Origin of the sequence: Mobiluncus mulieris ATCC 35243 (genome assembly GCF_000160615.1) — a bacterium.
In the GTDB taxonomy this organism is placed as follows: domain Bacteria; phylum Actinomycetota; class Actinomycetes; order Actinomycetales; family Actinomycetaceae; genus Mobiluncus; species Mobiluncus mulieris.
In genome coordinates this window covers 146,326-162,827 of the sequence record NZ_GG668518.1, presented here as the reverse complement: position 1 = coordinate 162,827, position 16,502 = coordinate 146,326, and the positions used below count along the sequence as shown (strand labels likewise).

Sequence of the window (16,502 nt, the reverse complement as noted above, 5' to 3'; positions counted from 1 at the left end):
TAAGTTCGGATTGCGACACAAAACACAAATTACTCTACCTACATTGCCCATACACCTCGACTTGCAATTAGAATGTAGATAATGAGCACGCGATACCGGTTTTACGGTATAGACTACTCTTGCAGATATACTATTTGGGCGGGGCAGGTGGCCCTTATCAAAAGTCTTTATAGGAGGACTTGGAAGTGACCGAAGAGCAGACAGATTTTCCAATCGTGATGCGTGGGTACGACCGCGTACAGGTTGACCTGCAAATACAGACTTTAATGACCGCTTTGGCGGAAGCGCGGCGGGAGGTGGAAACCCTAGACGCCCGCAACGCCACTTTGGCGGGAGACCTGTCCGAGGCTCAGAAGCGTCTGCGTGACACCGACAAATCCAGTTATACCGGTTTGGGCGAGCGCATCGAACAGCTGCTGCGATCCGCCGAGGAACAATCAACCACCGTTATCAACAAGGCCAATGCCGACGCGGAGGCTCTGTTGGAGCGCACCCGGTCTAACACCGAGCGTCTGACCCAGCGCGCCGAAGCCGAAGCCGCGTCCATGCTAGCCGAGGCTCGCCGCGAGGCCGAGGAACGCACCACCCAAGCCGAAACCGAGGCCGAAACCGTTTTGACCAACGCCCAGCACCGCGCCGACGAGCTAGTCGCGGCTGCCGAACGTGAGGCCGCGTCCCTCCGCGCCGAGGTAAACACCCAGGTCAACGACCTGCGCGCCACCGCTGACCGGGAAACCGAACTGCAACGCGCCCAGGCTGAAAAGGACTATGTCGAGGCTCGCGTCAAGGCGGAACAGGAAACCACCCAGCTGCGTAACGACGCCGCCCAAGAGATTCAGGAATTGCGCGAGGCCGCCACGGCCGAAGCCACCCAGGTTCGCGAACAAGCCCAACAAATGGCCGAGAAACTGCTGGCTGAAACCCGCGCCCAGGCCGACGAGATTACCTCCAAGGCACGCCGCGAGGCCGAAGAAATCAAGGCCACCTCTGAGAAAGCCCGGCAAGACACCGAAACCGAGATTGCTTCTGCCCGGGCGGCCGCTCGTGAAGCCGACGCGCAAGCCCACGAGCAAGCCCGCGCCGAGACCTCCGCGATGGTCGCCACCGCGAAATCCCAGGTCGCGGACGCTGAAAAACACTTGGGTGAAACCCTGCAACGTGCCGAGCGGCTGCTGACCGACACGGATGCCGTGGTGCGTCGTCGCCAGGAAGACGCCCGCCGCACCGCCGAAGCCACTATTGCCGCCGCCGAAGTCGAAGCGCAGCAGTTGCGCGAATCGGCTCGAGCCGAAGCACAAGCCGAACGCGCCGCCGCCCAGCGCACCGTTGAGAAACTGGAGCGCCAACGCGAATCCGTCGCGGCCTACCTGGACGAAATGCGCGGTTTGCTTGGCTCCAAGGCCGCTGCGGCTATCGCTGGCTTGTCCCCGCTGGGAGGCGAAGAAAAGGAAACCCGCGTTCCCGTCGAGATTCCCACCGACTCCGATGTGGATGCTTACGCCCTGCCGGAAGAGGAAAGCGACAAGTAGCGTTGCGCTTGCGCCGGTTGCTCTAAGTTGGGGTTTGGGGCGCCGACGCGGGTTGGTTATCCTCGGTTTTCCTTTCGGGTTCACGAGGTGCCATCCGAAAACACAAGCTATTCTCCTAACACCCCCATAGTTTTGGCGACTCCTCGGAGTCGCCAAAACTTTATTTTTAGGCTTATTTTCAAAATGTGACAAAATCAGGAAATTTTGCGGTGGGGATGCCAAATTCGGTCATTACAGGGGTGTTTTTTCCTGAATTTGTCACGCCCGCAGTCCCGCGTGCGCGCACCCGCGAGACTGTTATAGCGCAGATTCCCCACAAATCGCCCAAATTCCCCCTGGTTTCCCCTCCCGTGCCCCTCTCTCAGCGCTTGCGCCGCTCCCGATGGCGCAGCGGAGTGCGACGCAAACGCGGGACTGGGGGGTGAAACTTTGGCGGTAGCCAAAGTTGAGGGGGTGCTCCCCCTCTCCGTCCCGCGTGCGCGCACCCGCAAGTTATCGGGAGCGGCGCACCGCCAAAAGAGTCACCCCTACATGCATTGGGGATAAAGGGTCATAATGTGGCGCGATGCCGCGCCGGGATTCTCGATCGGAATCAAATGCGAAGTGTCGTGAACCTCTATCACGTCCACTCCCGCCGCCTGTGCCAGAGCGGCGGTCTGTTCCGGGGGTGTAACCGTGTCGTTTTCCCCGCGCATCACCAACACGGGCTTGTGGAAGGCGGCGATTAAATCCAAACGATTCGGGCGCGACGCGATGGCGCGCTGTGCCCAGCTGATTCCCTCGTCAGTGGCATCGCGTGACCACTGCACCGCTTGCGAGATAATCTCGGGACGAGCCCGGCGCGTGGATTCGGTAAACATCGATTCTACCTGGGGGGTCAGCAATTCTTCGCGCCGCCCCGCCAGCATCGTCACCAGGTTTTCGAAGCGTCCCGCCTTGGCATCCACCGAATCCGCGTCCGCGCGGGTTCCCAATAGTCCCAGGCCAGCCACTACGTCCGGGTGGCGTTCCAGCAGTGCTAAAGCTACGTAGCCACCCATAGAGTTACCCACCGGGATAATGCGTTCCACCCCGAATCGTCCCATCCCAGCCACAATCTGGTCGGCATAGGCATCTAAAGAGGGGGTGTCCATCGAAGGCTCGGATTCGCCGAAACCCGGGGCATCCACCAGTAAAATCGGCACCCCCGCTAGGCGATCCACCGTGGGCAACCACATACGGTGATCAAAAGGATAGGCGTGCAACAGCAGCACGGTCGGGCCGGAAGGACCGGGGATAATATCGCGGGGAATCATGTTTATTCGCACTCCACTATTCTAGCTTTCCTTACAAGTAACGTGGCAAAAAATGGGATAATGCAACCATGAGTGAAGCATTTGCAGTTCGTGGCCGTGTAGTAACCCCAGATTCCATCCTGGTGGATGGCGCAATCGTGATTCAAGACCAGGAAATCATCTGGATTGGGGAAGCCCCTGAAGCCCAAGCGGCGGGTTTCGGGGCTCAGGTGGTAGCCGCCGATTCCCCCACTGACGGGCGGTATATCCTGCCTGGCCTAGTGGATGTTCACTGTCACGGGGGTGGCGGCCAGTCCTTCCCGGATGCGAAAACCGCTGACGAGGCTTTAACAGCAGTGTGGGAACACCGGTTGCACGGCACCACCACCCTGGTGACCTCGCTGGTGACGCAGTCCCCCGAAGTGTTGCGTCGGCAAGCCCAAATGCTGGCAGACCTGGCCGATGCGGGGGAAATCGCCGGGATTCACTTCGAAGGCCCTTTTGTCTCGGAAGCACATAAAGGCGCCCAAGATGCGCACTACATTCAAGCCCCGAATCCGGCTTTAACCAGGGAACTCATGATAGTGACCCGTAATCACACCGTAACTATGACCCTAGCTCCGGAAGAAAAACGCGCCTTTGGCTCTGGGTCGGTGGCGGAAGTTTTGATAGAAAACGGGGCGTTGCCGTCATACGGGCATACCGACTGCGATTCAGAGACCATGCGCAACGCCGCGCTGTGGACGCGCGAGAAACTCGGGTTAACGCCCGAAGGGGTGCGCCGTTCGCCGCGTTACACGATCACCCACCTGTTCAATGGGATGGAGCCTTTCCATCACCGTCAACCCGGACCGGTTTTGGAAGCCATTGCTGATGCGGCCGGCGGCGGGGCGGTGCTGGAGTTGATTGGCGACGGGGTGCATCTGCATCCCGACGCGGTGCGTGCCGTATATGAACTGGTGGGGCGGGATTCAATCGTGTTCGTTACCGACGCGATGGCGGCGGCGGGCGTGGCCGACGGCGACTATGTGCTGGGTGGTCAGGCGGTTATCGTCCAGGAAGGCCGAGCCTATCTGCGCAATGAAGACGGCAGTACCGGTTCGTTGGCGGGGGGCACCGCGCATCTGTTGGATGTGGTGCGCAACTCGTGGCGTAACAGTGGATTGCCGCTGATAGACGCGGTTTACTGTGCTTCGATGCAGGGAGCAAAGATTCTGGGTGAATCTGAGCGTATCGGTTCCCTGCAAGCCGGGAAGTTGGCGGATATGGTTGTGGTAGATGAAAATCTCTATCCGCTGCAGGTGTACCGCCGCGGCATCCAGGTTGCCTCGGTGCCGACTTCATGAGGTGCTAGGGTGACTCGTGCTGCGCGTCGCACACCGCTTCGCTACCTAGCGCGGCGCAAATAGCGCGAAGAGAGGGGTACCCGGGGAAAGATTCAGGAGATTGAAAACTGGGAGAATATTTCGAGTAGCACCTCATGAACCTAGAAAACCGACTTGTGTCGTCCGGACGAGCCTACACGAAAGTAGCGTTATAGAGTAGTAGGCGATGCCGAGTGGGCGGCGGCGCGTGGCGAAGCCATATAACGCCGCAGCCACTGTGCGCAGGCGTGAAGAAACGCTCCAGTGGAGCGTTTTAGCCGAAGCGCCTCAAGCAGCGAAGCTGAAACGCGATGAGGTTGTAAAGTAATAACTGATGCCAACCAGAAAGCGAGGGCGGCGACAAACGCCACGAAAGGAATGGCAGCCGTTGAACATGGAGCGGTTGGCCTCGATGCCGCGCACCGTACAGCGGCGCGGCGTAGACTATACGGTTTCCCGGATTTCCGGCAGTGAAAAAACCTATATCTGTCCGGGATGTAACCATCCGATTGCTCCGGGAACCCCGCATATCGTCGCTTGGGCTACGGATTCCGGCTATGCGCCTTTCGGTTTGGACACGGGGGTGGGGGCTCGCCGCCACTGGCACACTCGTTGCTGGGGATTGTAAACTATAGCGCATGTCCAAAAAGGTGATTATCGGGTTGAGCGGCGGCGTCGATTCCGCCGTAGCGGCCGCGCGACTGTTGGAACAGGGATATGATGTCCACGCTTTCTTTATGAAACTCGAGGAATCAGATTGCGACGGGGAGAACAACCCAACCGCCCAAGCCCTGGCCGATGCACGGAAAGTCGCGGCCTACCTGGGGATACCACCCGAAAAGTTCCACGTCTGGGAACTGGTCGACCGCTTTGAGCGCGGGGTGATAACACCTTTCGTCGAGGCCTATGCCTCGGGTTTGACCCCGAATCCCTGCGTGCGTTGCAACCGGGTCTTTAAGTTTGGCTACGTCGTGGAACGCGCGTTGCGCGAGGGCTTCGATTACGTCGCCACCGGGCATTATGCGCGCCTCGACCACATTGGTGACGGGTTTCGACTGCGGCGCGGGGCGAGCCTGGAAAAGGATCAGAGTTACGTGCTGGCCGGGGCACGCGCCGAAATGCTCGCCCACGCGATTTTCCCACTGTTTGACGTACGTGACAAAGCCGAAACCCGCGCCGAGGCGCAACGGCGGGGGCTGCCCGTGGCGCATAAACGCGACAGTTTCGACATTTGCTTTATCCACGACGGCGACACACGCGGATTCTTGCGTGGGAAGCTCGGCGGGGCGCAACCAGGAGCGATTGTAGACGAGAACGGCGCGGTTGTCGGCCAGCACCTTGGCGCGTTCCTCTACACCGTCGGCCAGCGTCGCGGGCTGCATCTGCCCCGCCCCCACGAAGATGGCCAGCCACGCTATGTTACCGGGGTGGATGTGAGCCGCAATGTGGTCACCGTGGGACCGTTAGAGACCCTGGATGTACACCAGATTCGCTGTGGGCGGATAAACTGGCTGGTAGAACCAGGTTTCGGACGGCAACTGTTGACTGTTTCTGGCCAGGAATCCAGAGAAGCACCTCATGAAACCAAAGAAACCGAAACGCCACTAACGGTACAGTTCCGGGCGCACTCCCACCCCGAACCCGCCACCTTCAAGATTGACGACCAAGACCGGCTGACCGTGATATTCCCGGAAACCGCCACGATTCGCGGGGTAGCACCCGGACAATCCCTGGTGATTTACCACGGCAATTGGGTTATTGCCCAAGCGGGGATTACCGGGACGCAATCCGCTAATCCCCGCCAGGACACCACCGAAAGCTAATTAAGCAAGTCCAGGCTTACCCAAATACCATCCACGGGGATAACCCCACGTCACCAAGCAAACGCCACAGCCAACCATGAACCGGGATTTGTATTAAATTTTGTTAACACGACCGTGAAATCCCTGATACCGTACATTCATGACCTCAATGCACCCCGAGGATCCGACTACCGCATCCTTCACGCCGACGAAAGAAATCGCGCCGGAACCCAAAATCGACCCGCATCACCTCGGGGCGCATATCACCGAGACCGGAGTCGCGTTTTCCGTCTATGCCCACCAGGCCACCGCCGTAGAGTTATGCCTAGTCACACCCGATTCAGATAACAACTATCGCGAGAACCGCTACCGGCTGCGCGGCCCAGAAAACGGCATCTGGCACGGACACATCCCCGGGATTCGCCCTGGCCAAATCTATGGATACCGCGCCTACGGGCCATGGAACCCCGACGCTGGGCTGTTTTACAATCCACAGAAAATCCTGCTCGACCCTTACGCCAAGGCCATCACCGGGACGCCACACCTAGGACCAAGACTGTACGCCCACCAGGTAAATGACGATTTGCGACCCGCAACTCATGAACTCAAACCCGACCCCCTCGACTCGCTACCCGACGCGGCACTCGGAGTAGTAGTCAACACCAACGCCTTCCCCGTCAACGATCGACCACACACCCCGTGGCGAAACACCGTAATATACGAAGCCCACGTCAAAGGATTCACCCGAACCTTGCCTGGAATCCCCCCCGAACTACAGGGCACCTACGCCGGGCTGGCGCACCCCGTCGCGATTCAATACCTGCGAGACCTGGGAGTCACCGCCATCGAGCTGTTGCCGATACACGCCAAATTTACCGAGCCATTTCTCCAACAACGCGGTGCCGTGAACTATTGGGGATACTCGACTCTGAGCTATTTCGCACCCGAGCCATCCTATGCCACCGAGCGCGCCCAAAGCCTCGGCCCGCAAGCCGTCCTGGATGAAGTGCGCGGCATGGTTTCCCTGCTGCACCTAGCGGGAATCGAAGTCATCCTAGATGTCGTGTATAACCACACGGCCGAAGGCGGGCTGCACGGGACAACCCTGTCGCTGCGTGGGCTCGACCCACAACGGTATTACGTGTGGAACCACGGGCGCCCCAACCAAATGGTGGACTATACGGGATGCGGCAACTCGATGGATTTCACCTCCACCCAAGTCGTGGGACTGATGATGGATTCCCTGCGCTATTGGGCAGGCGAAGTCGGTATCGACGGCTTCCGCTTCGATTTAGGGGTAACCCTGGGGCGTAACCGCGACCAATACGCCGTGCGACACCCGTCCTTTGTAGGCATGGCCACCGACCCGATTCTGGCCGGCTGCAAGCTGATTGCCGAGCCCTGGGATATCGGGCCGAACGGGTGGCAAACCGGGAACTTCCCCACCCCCTTTGCGGACTGGAACGACCGGTATCGCGATGCCATCCGGGGATTTTGGCTGACAGATGGTTCCGCCCAGATGCACGGGCGTCACGCGCATGGCCCGCACGAACTAGCCACACGGATTTCCGGTTCCGCCGATTTATTTGCTTCTATAGTCCCCGAATTGGATCGCGGACCGGGTTCTTCAATCAACTTCGTCTGCGCCCATGACGGCTTTACCCTGGCCGACCTGGTGTCATACAACCACAAGCACAACGAAGCCAACGGGGAAAACAACCGTGACGGTTCGGATAATAACCACTCGTGGAACCACGAATACGAAGGCCACGTCCTGCGCGGTCGACAGTATTCCAACGACCCGAAAGTAGTGGAACAAGTGGTTCAAGTCGCCCCCCTGCGGCTGCGTAACCTGCGCAATATGTGGGGCACCCTAGCGATTTCGGCTGGCACCCCGATGGTTTTGGCCGGCGACGAGTTTGGCAACACCCAAAACGGTAACAACAATGCCTATTGCGTGGATTCGCCACTGTCCTGGCTGGACTGGAACTGGCTGCCCTGGCAAAACGCCCTGCACGAAACCGCGCGCTACCTGCTGCAACTGCGCGCGAAGCACCCGGTGATGCGCCCCGATTGTTTCGCTTCCGGAACCCCGGTGCAAGGCGATAAACTGGCCGATTTGTCGTGGTACGACCGGGACGGGATTCCCTTGACCCCCGGAGCCTGGCATGACCCACGCAACCGAGTGATGCAAATGCTGCGTTCGGGAACCCGCTGGAATGACGTAGATTTGCTGGTGATGATTAACGGCACCATGGATCAGGTGGAAATCAACCCACCGGTGGCTCGTTCGCGGGTATTTAACCTGATGTGGGATTCGAGCTGGCCAAATCCCACCACCCGCTCCGAGGAATCCCCCGATTCCCTGGGGGTTTCCGGCTATGATATTGACCTGACCGATTCGCTTGCCCCGACGGGGACAGAAGGCGATTCAGCCTCGAGCGGTGGCCTGGCGGCGGAAGTCGGCCTGGTTCCCGGAGCCGGGGTGGACTTGACCGGCCCGGCCACTGAACTGCCGGTAACCGTGCGGGGAATGACCTCGAAGATGAGCGCCATGTCGATGCGGATTTTCTTTGCCGAAATCCCGGATAGCCCTTGCGAGGATTCCCAGATTGATTTGCTTAACGTGCTAGGAAAGCTGCGCAACCGTGCGTAGCTGCGGGGCGCGGCACAAGTCGGGTTGTCAAGCTTGATTGACGCGATGTGTCAATGAGGGAAATCAAGAGTCAATGGCCTTCGGGTTCGCCTTGAACGGAGACTTGGGATAGGCAATGTGCTCGCCGGCCGGGTTGTCACGGGCGGAAAACTGGCCAGCACGGAAGTCTTCCTCGCCGACCTCGTAGGCCCACTGCATCAGCATCTCGGTCGTCTCCGTGAGCAGCGCCTCGCGGGTCTCGGCTGAAACATGCGCCGAGTCATTCTCGAGATTGATAATCCACAAAGCTCGCTCTACCATGCGACTGGCCACCGCCGCCGCATGATCGTGCCGGGTAATATTCTTGGCCAGATTCCCGCCAGTATCGTCTTCCATAACACCCCTTAATCGCTGTCAAATCTTGCCATTTAGTCCCGCGGCTAGTCCCACAGCGCCGAAACCCCGTGCGGGGAGCCACCACCGGTCGACGACGTCGATCCGAAAACCATACATCCTTATACCCTAACCCCGGGCGGCTCAATGCCGCGCACCGGAAACCACCGGCCAAATCACCAAGCCAGTCAAAAACCGTAGTTCATCCCCATGGCCTGCTTCATCGCCCGCAAGGTATCCGCGCCCAGATCGGCAACCTTTTCATTGCCCTCACGCAACACGCCCCACAGATATCCGGGGTCTTCCAGCAATTGCGCGCGCCGCGCCCGGTGCGCCGCCAAATGTTCATTCAAAGCCTCGGTGACCAGTTGCTTCAGCGCTCCCCCGCCACCGTTGCCGACCTGGGCGGCCAAGTCCTCCGGGCTTTGCCCGGTGCACAGCGAGGCAATCAGCAACAAATTCGCCACCTCCGGGCGCCCCACCGGGTCATAGGTAATCTCGCGGTTGGAATCCGTCACGGCTTTCTTGATAATCTTTGCGGTTTCCTCGGCGCTAGCCCCCAGTTCCACTGTGTTATGCCGCGATTTCGACATTTTCTGGCCATCAGTGCCCAGAATCATGGAACCACGCCCCAACAGAGCCTGTGCCAGCGGCAGCACCCCACGCGAATCCTTGACCTTGTTCCCGGCCGCGTCACGCTGCGGGTAGCGCTTGTTGAACCGCTTGGCCACCACCCGGGTTTGCTCCAGGTGCGGCAGTTGATCTTGCCCCACCGGCACCAGATTCGCCTGGGCGCACAGTATGTCCGCCGCCTGGTGTACCGGGTAGGTAAGCAGCAACCCGGTCATCGGCCGTTGAGCCGCCTCCATCTCTGCTTTCACCGTGGGATTGCGATGCAGCTCGGCTTCGGTGACCAAAGACAGGAAGATGACTAGCATCTCATGAATAGCGGGCACCTGCGAGTGGCAAAAAATCGTGGACTTCGCGGGGTCAATCCCCGCCGCCAGGTAATCCGCCACCAGGTTCAACACGTATTCGCGCACATTGCCGATATTGTCCCGGTCAGTAATTACCTGGTAGTCAGCAATCAACACGGTCGTGTCTATACCCAGATTTTGCAGCTCCACCCGGCTTTTGAGGGTGCCGAAATAGTGCCCGATGTGCAAAAACCCGGTCGGGCGATCCCCGGTGAGAATCCGGTATTTTTCCGTGCGCCCTTCCTTGATGTCCTGCCAGATACGGTCGGAGGTCTCGCGCGCGGCACGCAGGGTGGCGCGGGTGTCGGTTTCGTTCGGTCGGGTTATTTCGGTTTCATGAGATGCCATTTCAATCACCGCTCCAGTCTAGCAGCGTCCCTGTAAGAATCAGCAGTCCAGCTACATACGTAAAATAGAGGCTCAAATCACGGGAGGCACCTCATGAACCCGTTTGAGCCACCGGACAAAACCAACGTCCCCAACCGAAAGGAGCACCATGAGAAAAGAATTTTTGACTTTGGGCGCCACCCTGGCCGTGACCGCGCTAGTAGCACCCGCAACCGCCGTGGCCGCGAGCACCGCCGACCGGCTGGCCGGAACCGACCGCTACGACACCGCCATCCAGATTGCCGACGAGTTTAAGACCTCCGACGTGGTCTACCTGGCACGCGGCGACAACCAGGCCGATGCGGTGGCCGGGGGCAAACTTAAGAACGGCCCGTTGCTGCTGGTAAACGAAGGGTCTAGGACACGAGAAGCCGTGGCTGCCGAGATTAAGCAGCTTAAAGCCAAGCATGTTGTGGTTTTGGGTGGCGTCGGTGCCGTGTCAGATGACACCGTTAAAGCCGTGGCGGGCAATGCGGACATCCTGCGGATTTCCGGAGCGAACCGTTTCGAGACCGCCGTGGAAATCTCTAAGGCCTTGACCAACAACCAAACCGCCGCGAAGGTTTATTTGGCAAACGGGATGACCTTGGTGGATGCCTTGGCGGGTGGCACTATTCCCGACAATGCTCCTATCTTGTTGACTGACGGATCCGGGAGCCTGCCTTCCTCCACGGTCGCGGAAATCAAGCGTTTGAAGCCCACTGAGATTGTTGCTTTGGGTGGTGCCAGGGCAGTGAAGACAGACGAGTTGAATGCGGCATCCCGGGTGAATGGATCCGGCGGCGGGCTAAGCCAGGATGCGGCGGTAAAGAAGGTCACCGCTGATTTAGCCAAGGAACTTCGCGAAGCCAAAATGCAGCTGAAGGGATGGTTCACTGTGGCCAAGGACGTCAATCTGAACCAATTCATGGATTCCGGGTGCGTGGCTGCGGATGGAGGCAAAGACGACAAGGAAAAGGCGGAAAAGAAAGCCGCGCTGAAGGCCAATGTCGAGATGACTTTCCCACGAGTACTGCCTAGTGACGTCAGCAACGACTGCGACAAGCGGATTTTCCAGGTTGACGGTGCCACAAGTGATGGCAGCCTGGCTGAGGCCAAGGCTAAAGCCCAGATGCTGGCCACCGTAGATGGCCACGGCGTAGCGACTTTCATGGGATTTGAAAAGTCCCTGGAATTGGCCACGAAGCACGCCGATGAAACCAAGGGTGCGGCCTATCCGAACCAGAAGAAGGACGACAAGTCCAAGGACGAGGCTGGCAAAGACAAGAAAGGCATCGAATCCGATAAGACTCAAGCGAAAGAGAATTTGACTCAGGCTGAAAAGGAAAAGAGAGCCGCTGATGCTGCAGTGTTAAAGGCCGGAATCGCGTTGTCTTTGGAAAAGGCCAAGAACACCTATCGAGAGGTTAGTGATACCTTTAAAGATGTGCAAGGCGCCAAGAACAGCGACAAGGTCAAGCAGCTGATTCAGGCTGCGATGGGAGGCGGCGGGGCCAAGACCTCGCGTATCGCCGGTAACGACCGCTACCAGACCGCCCTGGAGATTGCGAAGACGGCCTTCCCCTCTGGCGGCAATGCCAAGGCGGTTTATGTCGCTAACGGCACGGCTTCAGCCGATGCCACTGTGGCTGGTTTTATTGACAACAAAGCCGAGTTAGCCGGACCGGTGCTGCTGGTGAAAGCCGACACGGTTCCCGCCGAGGTCGAGGCCTATCTGAAGGCCGCACGCCAGGCGAATTCGGCACTGGAGGGCAAGTTCAAGGCTCTGGGTGGAGCTATGGTGATCAGCGACACCGTGGTGGATACCGTGAAAGGCCTGTTGAAGTAGGTTTTGAGCCACTCTTAAATGTTTTTGGGGTCTGCCGAGAGGCAGACCCCAAAAACATTTAAAAACTGTGAGCAGCGAAACCGGAAAAACACACATCGAACCACATTACCCCATATTTGGCAACGTGAACCGTAGTGCCTCACATAACTTTGAGCGCGAAATATTTGTTTCTTTTTGGCATGAAAGGGTTTGGTGACGGCAATATGAGCTGCAGCATGACCAACTGACGCATTTCATGACCTTCGCAAGACCTCAACGATTGCAAGACCTGGTTTACCATCTCCAAACGCCTCAATTTGAGACAAAAACCGTTTTTCGCGCTCAAAAACAAGTGAGGCACCAGTCTGCTTTCGCGCTCAAACAATCTGAGGCATGTCGTGAACTTGAATTCGATTCCGGTAATCAGTATAGTGCTATGAAACGCCAACAGTAGTAATCAGATGCCCTGGGCAGGGGGTAGCAAATGCTAAAGAAACTTTCGACTACACTAGCCCTGTTAGTATCGCTTTCACATTCACAGCTGGTACAGCAGCCGGTACGGAGATAAATCACAGCACTAAAGGCGTACAATATGAAAGCATAAGTGAGGATTTACGACTCAGGCACTCAACAAATTCACCTCCGCTCTTCTATGGGGGAAAATATATTGGAAACAAACCGAAAACGGAGTGTACCAGCACGGCTAAGTATATGCAAATCGATACTGTTTTATTTCGCAGACACTGGCTTTTTGGATGGGGAAGCCCTACTGAACACACAGGAATAGCATACAATACACACAAGTTCAAGCACAGAGGTGTTGCACGTAAATGCAACGGTTACAAAAAGCATGACTGGAGAGCTGTAAATACTCACTTTATTATTGATAAATATGGATGCAAAATTATGCTATACAGCTCAACTGAAAAAGAGGGTGTGTCCTGTTCGTAAATTCCGCTAGATTCCATCAGTACACCCCATTTGGGGTTCTTTTGGTGCTGAGCATCCTAGAATCCCAGATAGGTGAGAAGATAGGTACCACCAACGAAATACGCTTTTTTAAAGATTTCATAGAAGGTGATGAAAAAGCACTTAAAGCAGCGGAACAAGAAGCGAATAAACTGACACCTAGAACATTTGGTACATCTAGAAAGCTGCTGCAAGATTTCCTAGAGACATACCCCTGGGGGTTATGGGAGCACTTTTACCATTATTCTTCAATATCAGAGAGGACACTGGGTTTAGCTCAAGAAGTATTCGCTAACATTCATCCGAATATGCAAGCTTTCTTGATGGGGACACGCGATAGCAGTCAATTAATTACGCATGATTATGAGAATTTAGTTCAAAATAATGATTCTAATTATGTCCCCTCCTGGTGGGCTGCAGAGGCTATGCAGCCTTTTCAGGTGACACTTCCTGGATGGTACGAAGAAGAAAGTAAATCCTGGTTGCCTTTCCTGATGGATGAGTACGAGATTTCTCCCGGTAAATGGAGGGCAGTAGCGGGTTCTCCAGCAGAAACAGATAATATAAATATTTATACCATTAACTCTTATTCAGACTGGGTAAATTTATGCCGTCAATATCCAGCATTTAGACGTACTAGTTACCCCCTAGACAGCTTTGAGCCCAAACTGTGGGTAACGGCTAATTTAGATGAAGCCAGAAATCGATACAATGCGATACGGCTCAGCGTACCCGGATATTTGGATGCAGCGTACAGATACGAGGCTTACCTTTATAATGCCCCGTGCCTGCTAATGGGGTGGCATCCCGGAGCCACGCTGTGGCTATGAGCATTTTCCCAACAGGCACTGCACCGAGCGTAAAGATGTGCAGATGTGGACGCAGCGGCACAAGTCCCAAATGGCACCTCATGCACCGTCATAGAATAGATGCCGATTGTTTCGACAACTGGACAGCAGTGGTGCTGCCAGCTGACATCTTTATCAACAAGAAAAGAGGACAAAACATGTCAGACACTGAAATGATTTTTGCACATCGCGGTCTCAACCAAGAAGCCCCCGAAAACACCATGGCGGCGTTCCGCCTGGCGCACCAGCGCGGTGCGACCTGGATGGAAACCGACGTGGACGTGCTGGGAGATGGCACCGTGATTATCTGCCACGACACCACCCTGGATCGCACCACCGACCGGGCGGGCAGCTACTACGGCTTGAGTGCGGCCGATTTGGATCATATTGATGCCGGGTCGTGGTTCGCCCCGGATTTTCGCGGCGAGCGGATTCCCCGGTTGAGCGAACTAATCCAGTTCATGAATGAAACCGGGATGAACTGTAATATCGAAGTAAAGTCAAATGAAGCCGGCAAAGAAATGACCCTGATGCTGATTAACAATCTGCTGGCCGAATTGGAAAAGCTCGATACCAATAAGTGCCAGGTGATTATTTCCTGCTTCAACCACGTGCTGCTGGCGAAGCTCAAGGAAAAAGCGCCGAAGCTGCCGGTCGGATGTCTCTACGAGACTTGTGCGCTCTATGACGACTGGAAGAGCCTGTTAGAACTGGTAGGGGCGGATTATATTCACCCCGAGGACACCGGGTTGACCCGCGAAAAGGTGCAGGCTTTCCGCCAGGCCGGCTTCGGAGTCAACGTGTGGACAGTGAATGACATCGCCCGTGCCAACCAGCTGTTCAACTGGGGCGCGACCGGGGTGTTCACCGATATCGCCGACCGTTTCGTCGCCGCGCGACACGCTAAGTAGATTTAGCGGTTCATGAGGGGCTTTTTCGGTTATGGACGCATAAGGCCGAAAAACAGGTATCTCTATATCGAGATAAGCCTCTGACCTGGGGATTTAGGAAAGGTATTGCCTTAGCAAAGCGCTTAAGTGTCCATGATGGCACCTCGTGAAGCCGAGAAAAACGCAACTCGCGCCACCCCACACAAACAACGCAAGTCAATTCAACGAAGAACGGAGAAAACAACATGACTGACGCAACGAAATCCAGTAAATGGCCAGTGTTCCTGCGCCGCCACACCATTGCCGGCTTCCTCACCGTAGTTATGGCCGGGCAGTTGGTGTACTCCTCTTTCGAAGCCTTCAAAGGCTCACTGATTATCCCCATGACCAACGCTCTGGGGTTAACTAATGAGCAATACGGCACCCTGTGGTCGTGGATTGGTATCGCCATGTTCCTGTATGTGCCCGCCGGGTGGATTAACAACCGCTTCACGATTCGCAACATCCTGCTGGTCTGGTCGGTGTGGCGCCTGGTGACCTTCCTACTGCTGTGGCTAGCCCCGATTGGGTACACCGGAATGGTGATTATCGCCGCCTCCTGGGGGGTATGGGATGCCATAGGCTGGCCGGCCGTAGTCAACGGTGTGTCATATATGTCAAAAGACTCCGACACTGAAGGACGCGGCATGGCGATGGGTCTGCTGGAAACTATTCGCCGCGCCGCCGAGTTCCTGATGAACATCATCGTGGTCACCTTGATTACCATTTTTCCTAAGGCTGTCAACGAAATTATGGTCGGGTTCGGGGTTGGATATGCCCTGTTGCTGATTCCGCTGGTGCTGTGCTTGTTGAAGTTCGTCCCCAAGAATGCCATCGCCCACGAAGAAAAAACCTCGGACAACATGGCCGCGCTCAAAGGCCTGTTGAAAGTGCTGGCCATTCCTCGGGTATGGCTGGCCGGTGTCGCCGCGCTGTGCCTGTACTGGGGATACATCAACATGTTCTGGTCATCCGCCCCGTACCTAATTAAGGTGTACCACATTTCCGACGGGGTATCAGCTATCTTCGGGATTTTCAACACCGCCGCCGTGGGGATTCTGGCCGGGCTGGTATCCGGTTTCCTGGCCGACTACGTGTTCAAATCCTCGACAGTGATGATGGCAGTGGCCTTGGGCACCGTGATGGTAGCCTCCATCGTCGTATTCTTCCTGCCTAATAACCCCGGCGCTATGTGGCCAGCCATCCTGCTGCTGATTGTCACCTCCTTCGGGGTGTTCTTGGGTAAGGCTGTGATTTTGGCACCTATTGCGGAGCTACATCTGCCGGAGCAGATTAATGGTGGCGCTATGGCGGTGGGCTCCTTCCTGGCCTATGCGGCCGTGTTCTGGGCCAACAAAATGAACGGGAAGTTCCTGGACGATTTCAAAGGCCAGGAATACTGGGCATACCACTGGGTGTTCCTGATTACCGCCGGCGTCACGGCGATTGGTATGGTTTGCGCTATCCTGCTGGCCATTATCAACAAGCGTCGTGCTGTGACTCATCAAAACGCTGGTACCACTGAGGCTAAGTAGGATATAGCTTCATAGTGTGGGGGGCGCCTACGGTGTCCCCCACACTGTTTTTA

12 protein-coding genes are annotated in these 16,502 nt (G+C 56.7%); 9 read left to right on the top strand and 3 right to left on the bottom strand.

Annotated elements, in window-relative coordinates; translation table 11 throughout:
• Positions 1-185: 185 nt before the first annotated feature.
• Positions 186-1,529 carry a coiled-coil domain-containing protein gene (locus HMPREF0577_RS00650; protein WP_004015348.1) on the top strand — a complete coding sequence of 448 codons (1,344 nt, stop codon included), beginning with the start codon at positions 186-188 and terminating at the stop codon, positions 1,527-1,529.
• A 527-nt stretch (positions 1,530-2,056) separates the two neighbouring features.
• Here the strand turns inward: HMPREF0577_RS00650 and HMPREF0577_RS00640 are convergent.
• Positions 2,057-2,836 carry an alpha/beta fold hydrolase gene (locus tag HMPREF0577_RS00640; RefSeq protein ID WP_231282839.1) on the bottom strand — a complete coding sequence of 260 codons (780 nt, stop codon included), beginning with the start codon at positions 2,834-2,836 and terminating at the stop codon, positions 2,057-2,059.
• A gap of 56 nt (positions 2,837-2,892) precedes the next feature.
• Here HMPREF0577_RS00640 and HMPREF0577_RS00635 point away from each other — a divergent pair, with 56 nt between their 5' ends.
• The 4 genes from HMPREF0577_RS00635 to glgX all read left to right on the top strand — a co-directional run bounded on the left by HMPREF0577_RS00635 (position 2,893) and on the right by glgX (position 8,625).
• Complete coding sequence (locus HMPREF0577_RS00635; protein ID WP_004011700.1) at positions 2,893-4,149, top strand: N-acetylglucosamine-6-phosphate deacetylase; 1,257 nt, start codon at positions 2,893-2,895, stop codon at positions 4,147-4,149.
• Between the two features lie 352 nt (positions 4,150-4,501).
• Entirely contained in the window at positions 4,502-4,795 is a 294-nt protein-coding gene (locus HMPREF0577_RS00630) for an ATP/GTP-binding protein (protein WP_004015351.1), read from the top strand.
• A 10-nt stretch (positions 4,796-4,805) separates the two neighbouring features.
• Complete coding sequence (gene mnmA, locus HMPREF0577_RS00625; protein ID WP_004011698.1) at positions 4,806-5,990, top strand: tRNA 2-thiouridine(34) synthase MnmA; 1,185 nt, start codon at positions 4,806-4,808, stop codon at positions 5,988-5,990.
• A 148-nt stretch (positions 5,991-6,138) separates the two neighbouring features.
• On the top strand, positions 6,139-8,625 hold the full coding sequence (gene glgX, locus HMPREF0577_RS00620; RefSeq protein ID WP_004011697.1) for a glycogen debranching protein GlgX: 2,487 nt from the start codon (positions 6,139-6,141) through the stop codon (positions 8,623-8,625).
• Positions 8,626-8,688: 63 nt separating this feature from the next.
• Here the strand turns inward: glgX and HMPREF0577_RS00615 are convergent, their stop codons facing one another.
• Both HMPREF0577_RS00615 and trpS read right to left on the bottom strand, forming a co-directional pair.
• The gene (locus HMPREF0577_RS00615) at positions 8,689-9,000 is read right to left on the bottom strand and encodes a hypothetical protein (protein WP_004011696.1); all 312 of its coding nucleotides are present in this window, start codon (positions 8,998-9,000) and stop codon (positions 8,689-8,691) included.
• A gap of 185 nt (positions 9,001-9,185) precedes the next feature.
• On the bottom strand, positions 9,186-10,322 hold the full coding sequence (gene trpS / locus HMPREF0577_RS00610) for a tryptophan--tRNA ligase (RefSeq protein WP_004011695.1): 1,137 nt from the start codon (positions 10,320-10,322) through the stop codon (positions 9,186-9,188).
• 148 nt (positions 10,323-10,470) lie between these two features.
• Between trpS and HMPREF0577_RS00605 the strand changes: the two genes are divergently transcribed.
• The 4 genes from HMPREF0577_RS00605 (at position 10,471) to HMPREF0577_RS00590 (ending at position 16,449) form a co-directional block, all read left to right on the top strand.
• Positions 10,471-12,189, top strand: a complete 1,719-nt coding sequence (locus HMPREF0577_RS00605) for a cell wall-binding repeat-containing protein (protein ID WP_004011694.1) — start codon at positions 10,471-10,473, stop codon at positions 12,187-12,189.
• Between the two features lie 974 nt (positions 12,190-13,163).
• Positions 13,164-13,967: a hypothetical protein gene (locus HMPREF0577_RS00600; protein WP_004011692.1), complete on the top strand. Its 804-nt coding sequence runs from the start codon at positions 13,164-13,166 to the stop codon at positions 13,965-13,967.
• 80 nt (positions 13,968-14,047) lie between these two features.
• On the top strand, positions 14,048-14,896 hold the full coding sequence (locus tag HMPREF0577_RS00595; RefSeq protein ID WP_004011691.1) for a glycerophosphodiester phosphodiesterase family protein: 849 nt from the start codon (positions 14,048-14,050) through the stop codon (positions 14,894-14,896).
• Positions 14,897-15,120: 224 nt separating this feature from the next.
• On the top strand, positions 15,121-16,449 hold the full coding sequence (locus tag HMPREF0577_RS00590; RefSeq protein ID WP_004011689.1) for an MFS transporter: 1,329 nt from the start codon (positions 15,121-15,123) through the stop codon (positions 16,447-16,449).
• Positions 16,450-16,502: the final 53 nt, after the last annotated feature.